Annotated in this window: 17 protein-coding genes; 10 read left to right on the top strand and 7 right to left on the bottom strand. The window is 61.3% G+C overall.

Features of this window, described 5'->3' with window-relative positions; translation table 11 throughout:
- The 9 genes from tcyN to CAG02_RS15485 all read left to right on the top strand — a co-directional run bounded on the left by tcyN (position 1) and on the right by CAG02_RS15485 (position 9,297).
- The gene (tcyN, locus tag CAG02_RS15525) at positions 1-750 is read left to right on the top strand and encodes an L-cystine ABC transporter ATP-binding protein TcyN (RefSeq protein WP_085712691.1); all 750 of its coding nucleotides are present in this window, start codon (positions 1-3) and stop codon (positions 748-750) included.
- A 473-nt stretch (positions 751-1,223) separates the two neighbouring features.
- Positions 1,224-1,988 carry a hypothetical protein gene (locus tag CAG02_RS15520; RefSeq protein ID WP_085712690.1) on the top strand — a complete coding sequence of 255 codons (765 nt, stop codon included), beginning with the start codon at positions 1,224-1,226 and terminating at the stop codon, positions 1,986-1,988.
- Between the two features lie 209 nt (positions 1,989-2,197).
- Positions 2,198-3,439 carry an SfnB family sulfur acquisition oxidoreductase gene (locus CAG02_RS15515; protein WP_085712689.1) on the top strand — a complete coding sequence of 414 codons (1,242 nt, stop codon included), beginning with the start codon at positions 2,198-2,200 and terminating at the stop codon, positions 3,437-3,439.
- A gap of 38 nt (positions 3,440-3,477) precedes the next feature.
- Positions 3,478-4,671: an SfnB family sulfur acquisition oxidoreductase gene (locus CAG02_RS15510; protein WP_085712688.1), complete on the top strand. Its 1,194-nt coding sequence runs from the start codon at positions 3,478-3,480 to the stop codon at positions 4,669-4,671.
- A complete protein-coding gene (locus tag CAG02_RS15505; protein WP_085712687.1) occupies positions 4,671-6,035 on the top strand; it encodes an LLM class flavin-dependent oxidoreductase in 1,365 nt (454 codons plus the stop codon). The genes CAG02_RS15510 and CAG02_RS15505 overlap by 1 nt, the downstream gene beginning before the upstream one ends.
- A 13-nt stretch (positions 6,036-6,048) precedes the next feature.
- On the top strand, positions 6,049-6,858 hold the full coding sequence (locus tag CAG02_RS15500) for a MetQ/NlpA family ABC transporter substrate-binding protein (protein WP_085712686.1): 810 nt from the start codon (positions 6,049-6,051) through the stop codon (positions 6,856-6,858).
- A gap of 2 nt (positions 6,859-6,860) precedes the next feature.
- Positions 6,861-7,985, top strand: a complete 1,125-nt coding sequence (locus CAG02_RS15495) for a methionine ABC transporter ATP-binding protein (protein ID WP_085712685.1) — start codon at positions 6,861-6,863, stop codon at positions 7,983-7,985.
- Positions 7,975-8,619, top strand: coding sequence for a methionine ABC transporter permease (locus tag CAG02_RS15490; protein WP_065261159.1), 645 nt, complete (start codon positions 7,975-7,977; stop codon positions 8,617-8,619). Before CAG02_RS15495 ends, CAG02_RS15490 begins: the two co-directional genes overlap by 11 nt.
- A gap of 48 nt (positions 8,620-8,667) precedes the next feature.
- Positions 8,668-9,297, top strand: coding sequence for a bifunctional 2-polyprenyl-6-hydroxyphenol methylase/3-demethylubiquinol 3-O-methyltransferase UbiG (locus CAG02_RS15485; protein ID WP_085712684.1), 630 nt, complete (start codon positions 8,668-8,670; stop codon positions 9,295-9,297).
- 97 nt (positions 9,298-9,394) lie between these two features.
- Here the strand turns inward: CAG02_RS15485 and CAG02_RS15480 are convergent, their stop codons facing one another.
- The 3 genes from CAG02_RS15480 to CAG02_RS15470 are packed head-to-tail and all read right to left on the bottom strand — an operon-like array spanning position 9,395 to position 14,609.
- Positions 9,395-12,448: an efflux RND transporter permease subunit gene (locus CAG02_RS15480; RefSeq protein ID WP_085712683.1), complete on the bottom strand. Its 3,054-nt coding sequence runs from the start codon at positions 12,446-12,448 to the stop codon at positions 9,395-9,397.
- Positions 12,445-13,509, bottom strand: a complete 1,065-nt coding sequence (locus tag CAG02_RS15475; protein WP_085712682.1) for an efflux RND transporter periplasmic adaptor subunit — start codon at positions 13,507-13,509, stop codon at positions 12,445-12,447. The genes CAG02_RS15480 and CAG02_RS15475 overlap by 4 nt, the downstream gene beginning before the upstream one ends.
- The gene (locus tag CAG02_RS15470; protein ID WP_085712681.1) at positions 13,506-14,609 is read right to left on the bottom strand and encodes an efflux RND transporter periplasmic adaptor subunit; all 1,104 of its coding nucleotides are present in this window, start codon (positions 14,607-14,609) and stop codon (positions 13,506-13,508) included. Before CAG02_RS15470 ends, CAG02_RS15475 begins: the two co-directional genes overlap by 4 nt.
- Positions 14,610-14,753: 144 nt before the next feature.
- Here CAG02_RS15470 and CAG02_RS15465 point away from each other — a divergent pair, with 144 nt between their 5' ends.
- Positions 14,754-15,914 (top strand): AAA family ATPase, encoded by a 1,161-nt coding sequence (locus CAG02_RS15465; protein ID WP_085712680.1) that lies wholly within the window; start codon positions 14,754-14,756, stop codon positions 15,912-15,914.
- Here the strand turns inward: CAG02_RS15465 and CAG02_RS15460 are convergent.
- The 4 genes from CAG02_RS15460 to CAG02_RS15445 are packed head-to-tail and all read right to left on the bottom strand — an operon-like array spanning position 15,911 to position 18,885.
- Positions 15,911-16,789, bottom strand: coding sequence for a transporter substrate-binding domain-containing protein (locus CAG02_RS15460; RefSeq protein WP_085712679.1), 879 nt, complete (start codon positions 16,787-16,789; stop codon positions 15,911-15,913). The two genes, CAG02_RS15465 and CAG02_RS15460, sit on opposite strands and share 4 nt — an antisense overlap.
- Entirely contained in the window at positions 16,786-17,583 is a 798-nt protein-coding gene (locus tag CAG02_RS15455) for an amino acid ABC transporter ATP-binding protein (RefSeq protein ID WP_085712678.1), read from the bottom strand. Before CAG02_RS15455 ends, CAG02_RS15460 begins: the two co-directional genes overlap by 4 nt.
- Positions 17,580-18,239, bottom strand: a complete 660-nt coding sequence (locus tag CAG02_RS15450) for an amino acid ABC transporter permease (RefSeq protein ID WP_085712677.1) — start codon at positions 18,237-18,239, stop codon at positions 17,580-17,582. The genes CAG02_RS15455 and CAG02_RS15450 overlap by 4 nt, the downstream gene beginning before the upstream one ends.
- Positions 18,220-18,885: an amino acid ABC transporter permease gene (locus CAG02_RS15445; RefSeq protein ID WP_085712676.1), complete on the bottom strand. Its 666-nt coding sequence runs from the start codon at positions 18,883-18,885 to the stop codon at positions 18,220-18,222. Before CAG02_RS15445 ends, CAG02_RS15450 begins: the two co-directional genes overlap by 20 nt.
- Positions 18,886-18,987: the final 102 nt, after the last annotated feature.

The raw sequence follows: 18,987 nt of genomic DNA, 5'->3' as shown, positions 1-18,987 counted from the left end.
ATGATTGTCGTGGAAAAACTGACAAAGCAGTTCAAGGGTCAAGTCGTGCTCAACGGCATCGATCTTGAAGTGAAGGAAGGCGAGGTCGTGGCAATCATCGGCCCCAGCGGCTCGGGCAAGACCACGTTCCTGCGCTGCCTGAACTTCCTCGAACAACCCACCAGCGGCCGGATCAAGGTCGGCGATATCGAAATCGATACCGGCCGCCCCTTGAACCAGCAGCAGAATCTGGTGCGCACCTTGCGCCAGCACGTGGGCTTCGTGTTCCAGAACTTCAATCTGTTCCCCCACCGCACCGCTCTGGAGAACGTCATCGAAGGCCCGATCGTGGTCAAGAAGACGCCTCGCGACGAAGCCATCGCCCTAGGCAAGAAGCTGCTGGCCAAGGTCGGCCTGGCGGGCAAGGAAGACGCCTACCCACGGCGCCTGTCCGGCGGCCAGCAACAGCGCGTGGCGATTGCCCGGGCGCTGGCGATGGAGCCGGAAGTGATCCTGTTCGACGAACCGACATCGGCCCTCGACCCGGAACTGGTGGGCGAAGTACTGGCGACCATTCGCGGTCTGGCCGAAGAAAAACGCACCATGGTTATCGTGACCCACGAAATGGCATTTGCCCGTGACGTGGCCAACCGCGTGGTGTTTTTCGATAAAGGCGTGATCGTCGAGCAAGGTGAAGCCAAGGCGTTGTTCGCCAATCCGAAAGAAGAACGCACACGACAGTTTCTCAGCAAGTTTCGCAACAACGGCTGAGAACTTCGCCTGCACCTCACTCACTTCCATGGATGGAAGTAGTGTTTTCCCCGACATAAAAAATTACTCTCAAAACATAAACTACCCGCCCCTTGCAAAGGCAGTACATATATATGTCCTGCAACAACTTCCTGCGCATAAAATTCGCCGCACCTTGATTCCATCCTTCAGCAGAACGTACAGTAAAACACGCTGAAAACCGCGAAAACCTGTAGCCTCTTTCCTTTCCCTGCCTAGTCCGACTGCTACAACAACGTAGGAACTTTCTGATTAATCCGTAATTCACGGATTAACTAATCCACTCCCTTGACACCTCTTCCGGCGAACTCTTATCTAGTCACCAACCGGCGCACGCTAGTTCAACAAGGCACTTTAAAACTTGTGCGCAACTCCGATGTTTTATTTCCGGTTAATTCACGCCATTCGTTCTTTCAGATACGGACTTCGCTGCAAGGCTTCAAGGAGAGAAACCGATGACCTGCATTTCAAACATCCCGCTATTGCCACCACCGACCCTGGAGCAAACCCACGGGGTCGGAATCAACCTAATGGCGGCCGCCAACCTGTCGGTTGAAATCGGACCTTATGACGATATGGACAGCGGCGATCTGATCGAGCTGTTCTGGGATGACTGCTATGTCGCTTCCCGTGTGCTCACTGCCGGCGAGATCGGAAGCACGGTCAGCCTCAGGGTGCCGGAGAGTTTCATCGTCAACGGCTCACCCTGCGTGCACTATCGGGTCATGCAGGTCGGGAGAAACCCGGCGCTGTCGGCCGGCGCCCTGTTCCAGGTGAAGCTCGACTGCCCGGGCGGGCAGTTCGCAACAGGCAGCGCAGAGGAAAACCAGTATCTGCTGCCGGTCAGCCTTCCAGACGTCATCCGCAGGCGTGGGGTCAACCCGAGCCAGATCAAGCGCGGCGTCCCTCTGACCATCGAGCCTTATCTGAACATGGCCGAGGGTGACGAAATCACCCTGCGCTGGGGTGATGCACGAATGGATCTGCCCCCTGTCACGCAAGCCGATGTCGGCCAGGGAATCCAGGTCTGGGTGCCACCGGCAGTCATCGTCGAAGCGGGCGAAGACCTGCGGCTTGACGTGACCTATTGCATCATCGACCGGGTCGGCAACAACTCGCGCTGGGCACCGCCACGCACACTGAAGATTGGCTGCGTGAATCCTTATCTGAAAGCACAGCCGAGGCGGACTCCCATGGCTGCGGAGCGCAAAGCCAGGTGAGCTTTCGAACTTCTATATATATTCCTAAAAGTTAGTTTATTTAAATTTTATACGCGCTTAGGGTATATGAACCGGACCACCGGACATTCTTTCGTTCGCCGCACTTTTGCGGCGTTTTTCATGAGATGTGAGGTAGGTAACATGGTCCGGAACCCAATCACCCCAGTGCAGATCGCCAGGGCATTGCGTGCAGCCAAGGAGTGGCACTGATGTCCAGTCTGGCAGACGCAAACGTCCAGAGTGACCTGGACATCGCCCCGTTGTTGTTGCCCGCGCAAGTGCTGCGCAACGACGCTCAAGCCATCAAGGCTGCACACGAGCTGGCGCAAGTCGCCCGCGTACAGGCTGCCAAACGCGACCGTCAGCGCAAGCTGCCGTGGGCGGAAATCGAGCAGTTCACCCGCAGCGGCCTGGGCAGCATCGCCATCCCGCGCGAGTACGGCGGGCCGCAGGTTTCCTTCGTCACCCTGGCCGAGGTGTTCGCGATCATTTCCGCGGCCGACCCGGCACTGGGACAGATCCCGCAAAACCAGTTCGGCATCATCAACCTGATCCTCGGCAGCGCCACCGAAGCGCAGAAACAGCAACTGCTGCAGAGCGTGCTCGAAGGCTGGCGCATCGGTAACGCCGGGCCTGAGCGTGGCACCAAGGACACCCTGGAACTGAAAGCGCGCATCACCGCCGACGGCGATGACTACGTGATCAACGGCCAGAAGTTCTATTCCACCGGCGCCCTCTTCGCCCACTGGGTGGCGGTCAAGGCACTCAACGATGACGGCAGGCAAGTCCTGGCTTTCGTCCGTCGCGGCACGCCGGGATTGCGCATCGTCGATGACTGGTCGGGTTTTGGCCAGCGCACCACCGCCAGCGGCACGATTCTTTTGCACAACGTGCGGGTCGATGCAGGCCTCGTGGTGGATAACTGGAAGATCAACGAAAAGCCCAACACCCAGGGCGCGGTGTCGCAGCTGATTCAAGCGGCCATCGACGCCGGCATCGCCCGTGGCGCCATCGATGACGCCATCGAATTCGTCAAGACCCGCGCCCGGCCGTGGATCGATGCCAAGGTTGAACGCGCCAGCGACGATCTCTACGTGATCGCCGACATCGGCAAACTGAAAATCGAACTGCACGCCGCCGAAGCGCTGCTGCGCAAGGCCGGGCAAGTGCTGGATCAGGTGCACGCGGCACCTCTGACAGCCGAGTCCGCCGCCCGCGCCTCGATTGCCGTGGCCGAAGCCAAGGTACTGACCACCGAGATCTCGCTGCTGGCCAGCGAAAAGCTCTTCGAACTGGCCGGCAGCCGCGCCACCCTCGCCGAATTCAACCTCGACCGCCACTGGCGCAATGCCCGGGTACACACGCTGCACGACCCGGTGCGCTGGAAGTACCACGCGGTCGGCGCTTACCGCCTGAACGGAAAACTTCCGGCTCGCCATTCCTGGATCTGACGACCAGAACACTTTTGACCAGATCTCTGGAGAAACACATGACTCTTTCCCATCCCGTCGCGGTCATCACCAGCGACGAGCAAGCCCTGATCGTCGCCAGCGACCTGGCCGAAGACTTCCAGCGCGACAGCAACCTGCGCGACCGCGAACGCCGCCTGCCGCTGCCGGAGCTCGACGTGTTTTCCCGCTCCGGCCTGTGGGGCATCAGCGTGCCCAAGGAGTACGGCGGCGCCGGCGTGTCCAACGTGACCCTGGCCAAAGTCATCGCCCTGATCGCCCGGGCCGATGGCTCGCTGGGGCAGATTCCGCAGAACCATTTCTATGCCCTAGAAGTGCTGCGGGTGAACGGCAGCCACGAGCAAAAACAACGTCTGTACGCCGAAGTTCTCGCCGGTCAGCGCTTCGGCAACGCCTTGGCAGAACTGGGCACCAAGACCGCCCATGACCGCGTCACCAGCCTCAGACGTGACGGCAGCGGCTATCGCATCAACGGCCGCAAGTTCTATGCAACCGGTGCGATTTACGCGCAGCGCATCCCGACCTCAGTGGTCGATGAAGATGGTGTGCAGCAACTGGCGTTCGTCCCGCGCGACAGCAAAGGCCTGACCGTGATCGACGACTGGAGCGGCTTCGGCCAGCGCACCACCGGCAGCGGTTCGGTGGTGTTCGAAGATGTTTATGTCGCCGCCGAAGACGTGATCCCGTTTCAGAGCGCTTTCGAGCGTCCGACCACCGTCGGCCCGCTGGCGCAGATTCTTCACGCCGCCATCGACACCGGCATCGCCCGCGCCGCCTATGAAGATGCGCTGCACTTCGTGCGCAGCAAGACCCGGCCGTGGATCGATTCGGGCAACGACAAGGCCACCGAAGATCCGCTGACCCTCAAGAGCTTCGGCCACCTGAGTATCCGCCTGCACGCCACCGAAGCCCTGCTCGAACGCGCCGGCGAATTCCTCGATGCGGCCCAGGCCGAGACCAACGCCGAAACGGTGGCGGCAGCCTCGATTGCCGTCGCCGAAGCCCGGGCGATCAGCACCGAAATCTCCCTGGCCGCCGGCAGTACCCTGTTCGAACTGGCCGGCAGCCAGGCCACCCTGATCGAGCACGGCCTCGACCGCCACTGGCGCAACGCCCGGGTGCACACCCTGCACGACCCGGTGCGCTGGAAGTATCACGCGGTGGGCAATTACTACCTCAACGATGAAAACCCTCCGCTGCGAGGGACCATCTGATGAGCAAGAAAAAGATCCTGCTCAATGCGTTCAACATGAACTGCATCGGCCACATCAACCACGGGTTGTGGACCCATCCCCGCGACACCTCGACCCGATACAAGTCCATCGAATACTGGACCGAACTGGCGCAACTGCTGGAGCGCGGATTGTTCGACGGGCTGTTCATCGCCGACATCGTCGGCGTGTACGACGTCTATCAGAACTCGGTGGACGTCACCCTGAAAGAGTCGATCCAGCTGCCGGTCAACGATCCGCTGCTGCTGGTGTCGGCCATGTCCGCCGTGACCAAAAACCTGGGTTTCGGCCTGACCGCCAACCTCACCTACGAGCCGCCGTATCTGTTTGCCCGACGCATGTCGACCCTCGATCACCTGAGCCGTGGACGGGTGGGCTGGAACATCGTGACCGGTTATCTGGACAGCGCCGCCAAGGCCATGGGCCTGAGCGAACAGGTCGAGCATGACCGGCGTTACGACCAGGCCGACGAGTACCTCGAAGTGCTCTACAAACTCTGGGAAGGCAGCTGGGAAAACGGTGCGGTGCTCAACGATCCGCAACAGCGGATCTACGCGCAGCCGGACAAGGTGCACAAGGTCGAGCACAAGGGCGAGTTCTACCAGGTCGAGGGTTATCACCTGTGCGAGCCGTCGCCGCAGCGCACGCCGGTGCTGTTCCAGGCCGGCAGTTCGGAGCGCGGTCTGCTGTTCGCCGGGCGTCATGCCGAGTGCGTGTTCATCAGCGGCCAGAACAAACCGTCGACCAAGGTTCAGGTAGACAAGGTCCGCGCCAGCGCCGTCGAAGCGGGTCGCAATCCCGAAGACATCAAGGTGTTCATGGGCCTGAACGTGATCGTCGGCGAGACCGAAGAAGCGGCCTGGGCAAAGCACGCCGAGTACCTCAGCTACGCCAGTGCCGAAGCGGGCGTGGCGCATTTTTCGGCGTCCACCGGGATCGATTTTTCCCAATACGAAATCGACGAACCGATCCAGTACGTGAAGAGCAACGCGATCCAGTCCGCCACCAAACACCTGCAGAACAACGACTGGACCCGCCGCAAGTTGCTCGACCAGCACGCCTTGGGCGGGCGCTACATCACCGTGGTTGGCTCGCCGCAGCAAGTGGCGGATGAACTGGAATCGTGGATCGCCGAAACCGGCCTCGACGGCTTCAACCTGACCCGCATCGTCACCCCGGAAAGCTATGTGGATTTCATCGATCTGGTGATTCCGGAACTGCAACGGCGCGGCTCGTACAAGACCGCGTACGACACCGGCAGCCTGCGGAAAAAACTGTTTCACGGCGATGCGCATCTGCCGCAGCAACACACCGGCGCCCACTACCGACACTCCTCCTCGCACTGACTGGAAAACCACCATGACCAAGAAGCTCCTGTCCCACCCAGTCAAAGCACTGGCCCTGGCCTTCGGCCTGTTCAGCTCGGCGGTGTTCGCCGCCGACGCGCCGTTGAAAATCGGCACCACCGCCGCCTTCGCAATCCCGCTGGAAGCGGCCGTCGAAGAGGCAGGCAAGCAAGGCCTGAAAGTCGAGCTGGTGGAGTTCACCGACTGGATCGCGCCGAACGTCAGCCTCGCCGCCGGCGACATCGACGTGAACTACTTCCAGCACATCCCGTTTCTGGAAAACGCCAAGGCGGCCTCCGGTTTCGACCTGGTGCCGTTCGCCCCGGGGATCATCAACAACGTCGGCCTGTACTCGAAGAAATACAAGAGCTTCGACGAGCTGCCGGAAGGCGCCAGCGTCGCCATCGCCAACGACCCGATCAACAGCGGACGCGGCCTGCAACTGCTGGCCAAGGCCGGTCTGATCACCCTGAAACCGGGCGTCGGCTACAAGGCCACCGAAGACGACATCGTCGCCAACCCGAAGAAGATCAAGATCCTCCAGGTCGAAGCCGTGCAACTGGTGCGCGCCTACGATGATGCCGATCTGGTCCAGGGCTACCCGGCCTACATTCGTCTGGCGAAGACCTTCGATGCCGGCTCTGCGCTGCTGTTCGACGGCCTTGACCACAAGGAATACGTGATCCAGTTCGTGATCCAGCCGAAGAGCAAGACCGATCCGCGCCTGATCAAGTTCGTCGACATCTACCAGCATTCGCCGGCCGTTCGCGCCGCACTGGATAAAGCCCACGGCAAGCTGTACCAGGCCGGCTGGGAAAGCTGAGGATGACCGCGGCCATCCAACGGCGACTGGATCTTCCAGAGCCACCCGCGCTTGCGCAACGCACCGAACTGCATCCCGAGCTGAACCGCGCCCATGTGCGTTTCGTCGGGCTCGGCAAAACCTACGACGGCAAACAAGGCCCGGTCGCCGCCCTGCAAGGCATCGACCTGGCGATCCAGCGCGGTGAAGTGTTCGGCATCATCGGTCGCAGCGGCGCCGGCAAATCATCGCTGATCCGCACCATCAACCGCCTTGAGCAACCGACATCGGGCCGGGTACTGATCGATCAGGTAGACATCGGCGAGTACGACGAGGATCGCCTCGTCGCCCTGCGCCGGCGGATTGGCATGATCTTCCAGCACTTCAACCTGATGTCGGCAAAAACGGTGTGGCAGAACGTCGAACTGCCGCTGAAAGTCGCCGGTGTTCCGAAGGAGCAACGGGAAAAAAAGGTTCGCGAACTGCTGGAACTGGTGGGCCTGCAAGCCAAGCACAAAGCCTATCCGGCGCAGCTGTCCGGCGGGCAGAAGCAGCGCGTCGGCATCGCCCGCGCACTGGTGCACGACCCGGACATTCTGCTCTGCGACGAGGCCACTTCGGCGCTGGATCCGGAAACCACCCAGTCGATCCTCGGCCTGCTGCGCGAGATCAACAAACGCCTGGGCCTGACCATCGTGCTGATCACTCACGAGATGGCGGTGATCCGGGAAATCTGCGACCGCGTCGTCGTGCTGGAACATGGCCGCATCGTCGAACAGGGCCCGGTCTGGGAAGTGTTCGGCAATCCGCAGCATGAGGTCAGCCAGACCTTGCTCGCACCGTTGCAACACGCCTTGCCCGAAGAATTGCAAAGCCGTTTGCAGGCACAACCGTCGTCGTCCGATGCGTCCGTAGTGCTGCGTTTACAGTTCACAGGCAGCCAGCAGGACGAACCGGATCTGGCCGCACTGTTCGCCGCCCTCGGTGGCCGGGTGAAATTGCTACAGGGCGGCGTGGAACGGATTCAGGGCCACGCGCTCGGGCAACTGTTGCTGGCGGTGGCGGGATCAAAACTGAACGCCGAGGAGCTGCGTCAGCGTGCCGGCCAGTGGGCACAACGCACGGAGGTGTTGGGTTATGTGGTTTGATCGCTTGCTGCAGGGTTTTATCGACACGTTCCTGATGGTCGGTGTGTCGTCGCTGATCGCGTTGCTCGCCGGGATTCCCATGGCGGTGATTCTGGTCACCAGTGACAAGGGCGGCATCTACGAAGCGCCGGTGCTCAATCGTGCGTTGGGTGCGTTCGTGAACCTGTTTCGCTCGATTCCGTTTCTGATCCTGATGGTTGCGCTGATTCCGTTCACCCGGCTGATCGTTGGCACCACTTACGGTGTGTGGGCGGCAGTCGTCCCCCTGACCATAGCGGCTACGCCGTTCTTCGCGCGGATCGCCGAAGTGAGCCTGCGCGAAGTCGACCACGGCTTGATCGAAGCCGCGCAAGCCATGGGCTGCCGGCGCTGGCATATCGTCTGGCACGTGTTGTTGCCCGAAGCGCTGCCGGGCATCGTTGGCGGTTTCACCATTACGCTGGTGACGATGATCAACTCATCGGCGATGGCCGGAGCGATTGGTGCCGGCGGCTTGGGCGACATCGCCTATCGCTACGGCTATCAACGCTTCGACAGCCAGATCATGCTGACCGTGATCGTGCTGCTGGTGGCGCTGGTGGCAGTGATTCAACTGGGCGGCGACCGTCTGGCACGAGGGTTGAACAAGCGCTGAATTGCATGGCGTATAGTCGGCAACATCCTTTGCCAGCGCAGTCCGACCATGAAACAGACGCCTATCGATCTGGAACAGATCACCTCCACCACCCTCGGCCACTACAACGCGGTGGCCGAGGATTTTCGTGAAGGCACCCGCGACCATGATGTCAGCCAGAACATCGACGCCCTGCTGCGGCATATTCAGGCTGAAGCGCCGTTTTCCATTCTCGATTTCGGCTGTGGACCGGGGCGGGATTTGCAGACCTTCACACGGATGGGTCACATCGCCGTCGGCCTCGACGGAGCGGAAAAATTCGCGCAGATGGCTCGGGAAGACAGTGGCTGCGAAGTGTGGTGCCAGGATTTCCTGAAGCTGGATCTGCCGGCAGAACGCTTCGACGGGATCTTCGCCAATGCGGTGCTGTTTCATGCGCCGTTGCAGGAATTGCCAAGGGTGTTGAAGCAGTTGCACGGGACACTGAAACCGGGTGGTGTGCTGTTCAGCTCCAATCCGCGTGGGGATAACCGTGAAGGCTGGAACGGGCCGCGTTATGGCTCGTATCACGATCTGGAGGCGTGGCGCGGGTTGTTGACCGCTGCCGGGTTCGTCGAGCTGGAGCATTACTACCGGCCGGCGGGGCTGCCGCGTGAACAGCAGCCGTGGCTGGCAAGTGTCTGGCGCAAAACGGTGTAATGCATTCAGACGTCATCGCCAGCAGGCTGGCTCCCACAGGGGAATGCATTCCAAATGTGGGAGCCAGCCTGCTGGCGATGAGCGCAAGGCGCTCGCCTTACTGCGCCTCTTTCTTCGGCTCGCGAATCTTGTACCAGGCCACATACAGCGCCGGCAGGAACAGCAGCGTCAGCAACGTTGCCACCACAATCCCGCCGATCATCGCGTAGGCCATCGGCCCCCAGAACACTTCCCGGGCGATCGGGATCATGCCCATGCTCGCCGCCGCAGCGGTCAGCAGAATCGGCCGGCGCCGGTGCTCGGTCGCTTCCACCACTGCATCCCAGGGCGAGTAGCCCTTGTGCTCGAACTCCTCGATCTGCGTCACGAGGATCACCGAGTTGCGGATGATGATCCCGATCAGCGCCAGAATCCCGAGGATCGCCACGAAGCCCATCGGCGTACCGGTCGGCACCAGCGCCAGCACCACGCCGATCAGCCCCAGCGGCGCGACACTCGCCACCAGGAACAGCTTCTGCACGCTGTGCAGCTGGATCATCAGGAAAGTCGCCATCAGAAACAGCATCAGTGGCAGCACCTTGGCAATCGGTCCCTGGGCCTTGCCGCTTTCCTCGACCGTACCGCCGGTGGCGACCTTGTAGCCCACCGGCAGTTTGGCGGCGAAGTCATCGATGGTCGGCTTGAGGACTTTCACCAGATCGGTCGGCTGGATTTCATCGCGTACCGAAGCCTTGATGGTGATGGTCGGCAAACGGTCGCGACGCCACACCAGCGGCTGCTCCAGTTCATAGCGCACCGTGGCGAAGGCCAGCAGCGGAATCGACGTGCCGTTGGGCGTGACGATCTGCAGGTTCTGCAGGGTTTCCGGTGTACCGCGCTCGGAATCCACCGCCCGCCCGACCACGTTGACCAGGTAGATATCGTCGTCGACCTGGGTCAGCGGCGAGCCACTGACGATGCTGTTCATCAGGTTGGCCACATCCTCCGAGGACAGGCCGAGCTGACGCGCCTTGTCCTGGGCGATGTCGATGCGCAGGACTTTGCCGGGCTCGTTCCAGTCGTAAATGATCTCGCCGATGTGCGGGCTCTTGTCCAGTTCGGTGGCGAGGTCGATGGCGTGCTTGCGCACCTGATCGATGTCCTTGCCGCTGACCCGGTACTGGATCGGACGGCCCACCGGCGGACCCATCTCCAGGGCCTGCACGTAGCTGCCGATGCCGACGAAGTCCTGGCGCAGGCGATCTCGCAGGCGCTGGCTCAAGGCTTCGCGAGCCTTGAAGTCTTTGCTGACGATCACCAGTTGCGCGTAGTACGGATTCTGCAGTTGCTGGTCCAGCGGCAGGTAGAAACGGATCGCACCCTGACCGATGTAAGTGCTCCAGCGCACGATGTCCGGGTCGCCCTTGAGCGTGGCTTCGAGCCTGTCGACGGCCTTGCGGGTTTCATCGATCGAGGCGTTTTGCGGCAGGTTCAGGTCGACCAGGATTTCCGGGCGATCTGAAGACGGGAAAAACTGGTTCTGCACGAAACGCATGCAAAATACCGAGAGCACGAAGCACAGCACGGTGATGCCGATGCACCACCAGCGGTTGCGCATCGACCACAACAAACCGTGATTGAACGCTCGCCCGATACGCCCCGGCTCCGCTTCGTGGGGCTTCACGTTGGTGCTGAGAATGTGCACGCCGATCACCGGCGCGAAGAACACCGCCACAATCCATGACACGATCATCGCCACCGCGATCACCGCAAACAGTGTGTAGGTGTACTCACCGGCGGAGCTGGCGTTGAGTCCGATGGGCACGAAACCGGCCACCGTCACCAGCGTGCCGGTGAGCATCGGGAACGCCGTGGAGGTGTAGGCGAACGTCGCCGCCTGCTCCTTGGTCTCGCCCATTTCCAGGCGCGTGACCATCATTTCCACAGTGATCATCGCGTCGTCCACCAGCAACCCGAGGGCAATGATCAGCGCACCGAGGGAAATCCGCTGCATGGTGATGCCGCTGTACTCCATGTACACGAAGACCATGGCCAGCACCAACGGGATCGAGCACGCCACCACCAGCCCGGCCCGCACGCCGAGGCTGATAAAGCTCACCACCAGCACGATGACCACCGCTTCGAACAACGCGCTGGTGAAGCCGCCGACGGCTTCTTCCACCACCACCGCCTGATCGGAAACGGTGTGCACGCCAACGCCTACCGGCAAGTCCGCAGTGAGTTGATCGATGCGCGCATGCAGCGCTTTACCGAAGGCCTGGACGTTGCCGCCCTTCTGCATGGCGATTGCCAGACCGATGGCCGGCTTGCCGTCGAAGCGGAATTCCGGGGTCGCCGGGTCGACGTAGCCACGGCTGATTTCAGCGATGTCGGCCAGACGATAGAAGCGGTCATTGAGTTTGAGATTGACCTCGGCCAGATCCTTTTCCGAGGCGAACTGCCCGGAGGTTCTCACCGAAATCCGCTCGGGCCCGGCCTCGATCACACCCGCCGGGGTCACGGCGTTCTGCGATTGCAGGCTTTGCACCACTTGTCGTTGATCGATGCCCAGCGCCGCCAGTTTACGGGTGGAGAAGTTCAGATAGATCACTTCATCCTGCTGGCCGACCATCTCGATCTTGCCCAGCCCCGGCACGTTGCGAATCTCGGCGCGCGCCTGTTCCACATAATCGCGCAGTTGCCGCATCGTCAGGCCGTCGGCGGTAAACGCATAGACCGAGCCGAACACGTCACCAAACTCATCGTTGAATCCCGGCCCTTGAATTCCCTGGGGAAACTGGCCGCGAATGTCGTCGATTTTCTTGCGCACCTGGTACCAGATTTCCGGGATGTCCTTGGCGCTGGTGGTGTCGCGCAGGTACACGTAGACCGTTGATTCTCCGGGGCGCGTATAGCTTTTCACGTAGTCGAGAGAGTCGAGCTCTTCGAGTTTTTTCTCGATGCGGTCGGTGACCTGTTTGAGCGTTTCCTCCTGGGTCGCGCCCGGCCACTTGGTCTGGATCACCATGGTCTTGATGGTGAACGACGGGTCTTCCTCGCGCCCCAGATTGAAGTACGAGAACACCCCCATCAGCAGCCCGACGAACATCAGATACCAGACGAACGACTGATGCTTGAGGGCCCATTCGGAGAGATTGAAAGACCCTTTCATTGACTGTCCTCGTCGAGTTTCACGGCTTGTCCGGGTTTGAGGCTGTTGACGCCGGCGCTGACCACACGTTCGCCGGACTTGACCCCGCCGGCCAGCACCACGGTGCTGTCGGTGCGGCTGGTCACGCTGACGTCGCGCGGAGCAACGGTTTTGCTTTGCGGGTCGATCACCCAGATCCGGGTTTTGCCGTCGACCTCCTGCAAGGCTGTCGCGGGCAATTCGATTCGCGGTTTGATCGCCGAACTGAGGGTAACGCTGATTGCAGTGCCAAGGCGGAAGCCCGGCGGCGTGCTGGCCAGGGTCAAGCGTGCGCGGCGGGTACGGGTGGCGCTTTGTGCCTGAGGTTCGATTTCACGGATGACGGCGGTGGTGTTGATACTCGGATCGAGTTGCGCGGCCACCAGAAACACCACGTCGCTGGGAATCTGGTCGACCAGCGTGTCCGGCAGATCGATCACCGCTTCTTTGATATCCGGTTGCGCCAGCGTCACCACTTGCTGGCCGGCCGTCACCACTTGCCCGGCCTCGGCGTTCCACGCGGTGACCACGGCTTTGTGGTCGGAGCGCAGCTCGGTATAGCCGAGCTGATCCTTGCTCTGGTTGACCGCCGCCCGCGCCTGGTCGAGGGACGCCTGAGTGGTCTTCAGATCGGTGGTGGCGATGTCCAGTTGCGCCTGGGCGCCGACCCCGCGATCAAACAGCGCCTGCTGACGCCGGGCATTGGCCTGGGCGTTGATCAGTTGCGCTTCGACTTTCGCCAGATCGCCCTGGGCCGAGCGCAACTGGTTCTGCTGGTCGGACGGATCGAGGGTGGCGAGCAAGGTGCCCTTCTCCACCTCGGCCCCCACGTCGACGTTACGGCTGGCAATCCGGCCGCCGACGCGGAAACCGGTGTTGCTCTCGTAACGCGCCTGAATGCTACCGGCGAAACGGCCGAGGGTTTCCTCGTTCAGTGCTTGGACCTTGATCGACAACACAGGCCGCACCGGTTCGGGCGGTGGCTCGCTCTTGGAACAGGCAGCCAGCAGCAGCCCGACAGACATCACCCACAAAGGCTTCATGGCTGTGCTCCCGGTTGCAGTTCCTTGTAGGTGTTCTCGGCGATCTCGACTTTCATCCCCGGATGCAGCAGCTGCCCACCGGCAACGATGACTTTTTCGCCGCCCTTGAGCCCTTCGCTGATGATCACGTGGCCGGTCAGGTAACGGCCGACGGTGACGTTGTGCAGTTGCGCCTCACCCTTGTCGTCCACCATCCACACCGCCGGTTCGCTGATGTTCTTGGTCAGGGCCGACCACGGCAATTCCACCGCCGATTTGCCGCTGCCCTTGGCGGTGGCACTGACCACCGAACCGAGCTGCATGCCCTGGGGCAGGCTGTCGAGGGTGACCTTGACCTGGACCGTGCCGGACTGCGCCGACACTGCCGGGGTGATTTCGCGCACGGTGCCGGTGGTCTTGATGGCGGGGTTGTCGAGCAGGCTGACGACGATCGAACGCTCGGCCGGCCGCTCCGCCAAAAGTGATTCGTAAACGTTGAACACCGCGTCGCGATCGCCGTCCCGGGCCAGGCTGAAGATCGGTGCCGTGGCCTGCACCACTTGGCCGACTTCGGCCTGACGCTGGGTGATGATGCCCGGTGCATCGGCGATCAGCGCGGTGTAGCTCAGCTGATCCTTGGCGTTGGCCAACTGCGCCTGAGCCGCGCTCAACGCACTCTGACTGCTGCGCAATGCCGCTTGCGCGGAATCGTATTCGCTCTGACTGGTGTAGCCCTTGGGCAAAAGTTTTTGCTGGCGGACGAACGCGGCAGCGCTCTGTTTGACCCGCGCCTGCTCGGCCAGCACCTGGGCCTGGGCGGAGTCAACGTTGGTCTGCAAATCCTTGGGATCGAGTTTGGCCAGCACTTGTTTGGCCGAGACGCGGTCACCGACATCGACCATGCGCTGGATGATCTTGCCGCCGACCCGGAACGACAATTCGGTCTGCACCCTGGCCTGAACGTCACCGGTAAGGGTCACAGATGCCGCGAAATCCGCGGGCTTGACCACTTGCACGAAAACTCGCGGCAGATACTCCTGGGGCGCCTTTTTTTCACCGCAGGCGGCGAGCAAAGCGAGCAGGCCCAACAGGGCGGCTGTTTTCAATCCGGGACTCGCCATGCAGACTCCTTCCTGTGTACGAACGTGCAAGTGACGATACGACTGTGAGCTTAGAACAGGGTTCAACCTTCGTCCGGGCGATATATGCATTTATGTGCAGCAGGTATCCTGACCCGGAATCCGGAGCACCCAGGAAGGATTTTCATGCTCAAGACCCTCGCGGTGGCCAATTACCGCTCGATCAATAAATTGGTGATTCCGCTGGGTCGGCTGAACCTGATCACCGGCCCCAACGGCAGCGGTAAATCCAACCTCTACCGGGCACTGCGCCTGCTGGCGGAAACCGCTCAGGGCGGCGTGGTCAATGCATTGGCTCGCGAAGGCGGGCTGGAATCGACGTTCTGGGCCGGGCCGGAAACCATCAGCCGGCGCATGCGCAATGGTGAAGTGCCAATCCAGTCCACCGTGCGCCAGGGTGTGAAACGTCTGAGGCTGGGTTTTGCCGGTGAAGATTTCAGCTATTCGATTGCGCTGGGCTTGCCCGAACCGAGCCTCTCGTTCTTTTCCCTCGACCCGGAAATCAAAAAGGAATGCATCTGGGCCGGGCCGCTGTATCGCCCGGCCAGTCTGCTGGTGGATCGCGACGGACCGATGATCCGCAGCCGCGACGGCCGCAGTTGGGATGTACTGGCGCAACACACGCCGAACTTCGACAGCCTGTTCGATCAGGTCGGCAGCCTGCGCACTTCGCCGGAAGTGTTCCAGATGCGCGAGTTCATCCGCCGCTGGCGCTTCTACGATCACTTTCGCAGCGATGCCGACGCCCCTGTGCGCCAGCCGCAACTGGGCACGCGCACGCCGGTGCTGCATCACGACGGCCGCGACCTGGCGGCGGCATTGCGCACCATCATCGAAATCGGTGATCCCGAGGCCTTGCAGGCGGCGATCAGCGACGCATTTCCCGGCGCACGATTGAACATCGCGCCGCTGGCGGGCGGACGCTTTGCCATCGAGTTCTTTCAGGAAGGATTGCTGCGGCCGCTGTCGGCAGCGGAATTGTCGGATGGCACGTTGCGTTATCTGCTGCTGGTCGCCGCGCTGCTGACGCCGCGCCCGCCTTCGCTGATGGTGCTGAACGAACCGGAAACCAGTCTGCATCCGGATCTGTTGCCGGCGCTGGCACGGTTGATCATCCGTGCTTCGCAGGAGTGTCAGGTGTGGGTGGTTTCACATGCGCGACGATTGATTTCGGCGTTGCAGGAAGATGAGGAATGCAATTGCATCGTGCTGGAGAAGACCCTCGGCCAGACAGGCGTTGTCGGGCAGAGGGTGTTGGATGAGCCGGCGTGGAATTGGCCTGATTAGCCCTGCCACTTCCCGCCTTCGACAATCACACTCTCAGGCCTGGTGTCATCGCTCAGTTCTTTACGCACATATTGGTCATACAGCTTGAGCAGATATTTCTCTTCCCCAAGCTTGGCCAGTTCGGTATTCACCCAATCGCGCAATTCGATATTGCCCTTCTTCACCGCCGGTGCAATCGGGGCTTCGGCGCCGAGTTTTTCATCCAGCACACGGTAGCCCGGGTTCTGCTTGGCCCAGCTGAACAACACCAGATTGTCCTGGGCGTAGGCATCGCCACGGCCATTGGCCAGGGCTTGCAGGGACTCGGAGTTTTTCTCGAACTTCAGCAGTTTCCAGTCCGGGTGGTTCTTGGTCAGCCAGATATCGGCGGTGGTGCCGGTGGTGACGATGGTGGTGCGAGTCGCCAGGTCATCCAGCTTCTTCACGTCGCTGCTTTGCGGGACCAACGCCTGCACCGCGACCTTGAGGTTCGGATTGGTGAACTCCACCGCTTCCTTGCGCTCCGGGGTCACGGTCATGTTGGCGAGGATCAGATCGACCTTGTCGCTTTGCAGGAACGGAATGCGGCTCGCCGGTTCCACGGCCACGAACTCGACCTTGTTTTCATCGCCCAGCAGATCCTTGGCGAATTGACGGCCGATGTCGGTATCGAAACCGACATAGCGCCCTGCTTCATTAACGAAACCAAACGGCGGCTTGTCGGTGAACACGCCGACGATCAGTTTGTCGCGGGCCTTGATCTTGTCCAGGTAACCGGCCGGCGCGGTGCTTTCGCTGGCGACTTTCGGCTTGGCTGGTTCTTCGGTCTTGTTGCAGCCGGCCAGCAGCGCGAGGCTGATCAGCGGTAAAGCAAACAGGGCTTTGGCAGTTTTCATGGCAGTTCCAGTTCCTTGGTTTGAGACGTTGTGGACGAGGTCGTTGAAGGCAGGGCTTCGACGTAGGAGAACTTCTCCAGGAACTGCTGCGCGCGTGCGGTTTGCGGGTTCGTAAAGAAAAGCTCGGGCGGGTTCTGTTCGAGGATGCGCCCGGCATCCATGAACACGATGCGGTCGGCCACCGCGCGGGCGAAGGCCATTTCGTGGGTGACGATCAACAGGGTCATGCCTTCGCGGGCCAGGCCCTGAATCACTTGCAGCACCTCCTTGACCATCTCCGGGTCGAGGGCGGCGGTGACTTCGTCGAAGAGCATGACCCGCGGGTTCATGCACAACGAGCGGACAATGGCGATGCGCTGCTGCTGACCGCCGGAGAGCTGGCGCGGGAAGGCATCGCGCTTGTCCGACAGGCCCACGCGTTCGAGCAATGCTTCGGCTTGTTGCTGCGCTTCGCGGCGTTCGCGCTTCTGCACCTTGAGCGGGCCGAGCAGCAAATTGTCGAGCACGCTCATGTGCGGGAACAGGTGATAACTCTGGAACACCATGCCGATCTGCTGACGCACCTCACGCCAGTCGGTGGCCTTGTCCAGCAGCTCGCGGCCGGCGAATTTCAGACTGCCGCCGTGGGCAACTTCCAGACCGTTGAGGCAACGCAGCAGGGTGCTTTTTCCGCAGCCGCTGGGGCCGAGGATGACGATGACTTCGCCGGACTTCACTTGCAGGTCGATGCCCTTGAGCACCTGCTGTTCACCGAAGAATTTGTTGAAACCCTGAAACTCGATCAATGCGCTCATGCTTGCGTCCAGCGCCGCTCCAGCACGCGCGAGGCGGCCGACAGCGGGTAGCAGATGAAAAAGAAAAACAGGAACAGCGCGCCGTAGATCATCACCGATTCGTAGGTGCGTTCGATGATCTGCTGGCCGACCTTGATCACGTCCACCACGCCGATCAGCACCGCCAGCGAACTGGTCTTGATGATCCGCGTGTAGACGTTGATGGTCGGTGGCGTCATGCGTTTCAGCGCCTGGGGAATCAGCACGTAACCGTAGAGCTGGGCCGCGTTCAGACCTATGGACAACCCCGCTTCACGCTGCCCGCGCGGCAACGAATGCAACGCACCGCGCGCCACTTCGCCGACTTCGCTGGCGCCCCACAACGACAGCACCAGCACCGCGCACCAGAAGCTCGGCAGGCTCAGGCCGAAGAAAATCGGCAGGCCGAAAAACAGCAGGTACAACCAGACCAGCACCGGGATCGCCCGGAACAGTTCCAGATAGATCCGCAGCACCGCGTTCAGCCACGTCACGTTGAGCGTGCGCAGCACACCGTAGAGCACGCCGCCAACGGTGCTGATGGCAATACTGAGGAACGAGATCGACAGGGTTTGCCCGGCGCCTTTGGCCAATTGCGGCAACGACACCCAGAGCAGTTCAAGACCCGAACTGGCCATGCTGGAGCCTCCTTTCCAGACGGCTCAACAGCAGCGACAGCGGCAGGAACAACAGCACGCAGATCAGCGTCAGCACGGCGAGCATTTCGTAGGTTTTGTAGTAGAGCGCGATGTAGCTTTTGGTGGTGTAGAGAATCTCCGGCACCGCTACGGCCGAGACCACGGTGGTCTCCTTGAGCAGGAAAATGAAATTGGCGAACAGCGACGGCAGGCTGAGGATCCCCGCTTGCGGCAGGATCACGTAACGCAGCAACTGGCCGTGGGACAGACCGATGGAGCGACCCGATTCCAGTTGCGCCTGGGGCACCGCATCGACGCCGGCGCGCAGTATTTCGGTGAGGTAGGCGCCGCCGAGAAACGTCATGGTGATGATCGCAGCGGTGAAACCGGAGACCTTGATGCCCAGGGCCGGCAAGGCGAAGTAGACGAAGAACAGCTGGATCAGCAGCGGCGTGTTGCGCGCCAGCTCCACATACAGCCCGACCAGTTTTTGCAGGTAAGGCGTGCGAAACACCAGAATCGTCGCGTTCAGCAGCGCTACCAGCAACGAGGTGCCAATGGCGATAAAACCGACCTGCAGTGTCACGCCCACGGCTTTGAGAAACGCCGGCAACGTGCTGAGGATAAATGCGTAATCGAAGGTCATGAAACATCCTGACGCCGCTCGGTAAGCGACGGTGGTGCAGTCCATGGACAGCGGATAGCTGTCCTGCAGGAACCGACTTTAAAGGTATAAAAATAAGAATTT

The sequence above is a fragment of the Pseudomonas sp. R43(2017) genome (genome assembly GCF_002112345.1).
Taxonomy (GTDB): domain Bacteria; phylum Pseudomonadota; class Gammaproteobacteria; order Pseudomonadales; family Pseudomonadaceae; genus Aquipseudomonas; species Aquipseudomonas kribbensis.
The sequence above is the reverse complement of the archived record's forward strand: the minus strand, read 5'-3'. Positions and strand labels throughout refer to the sequence as shown.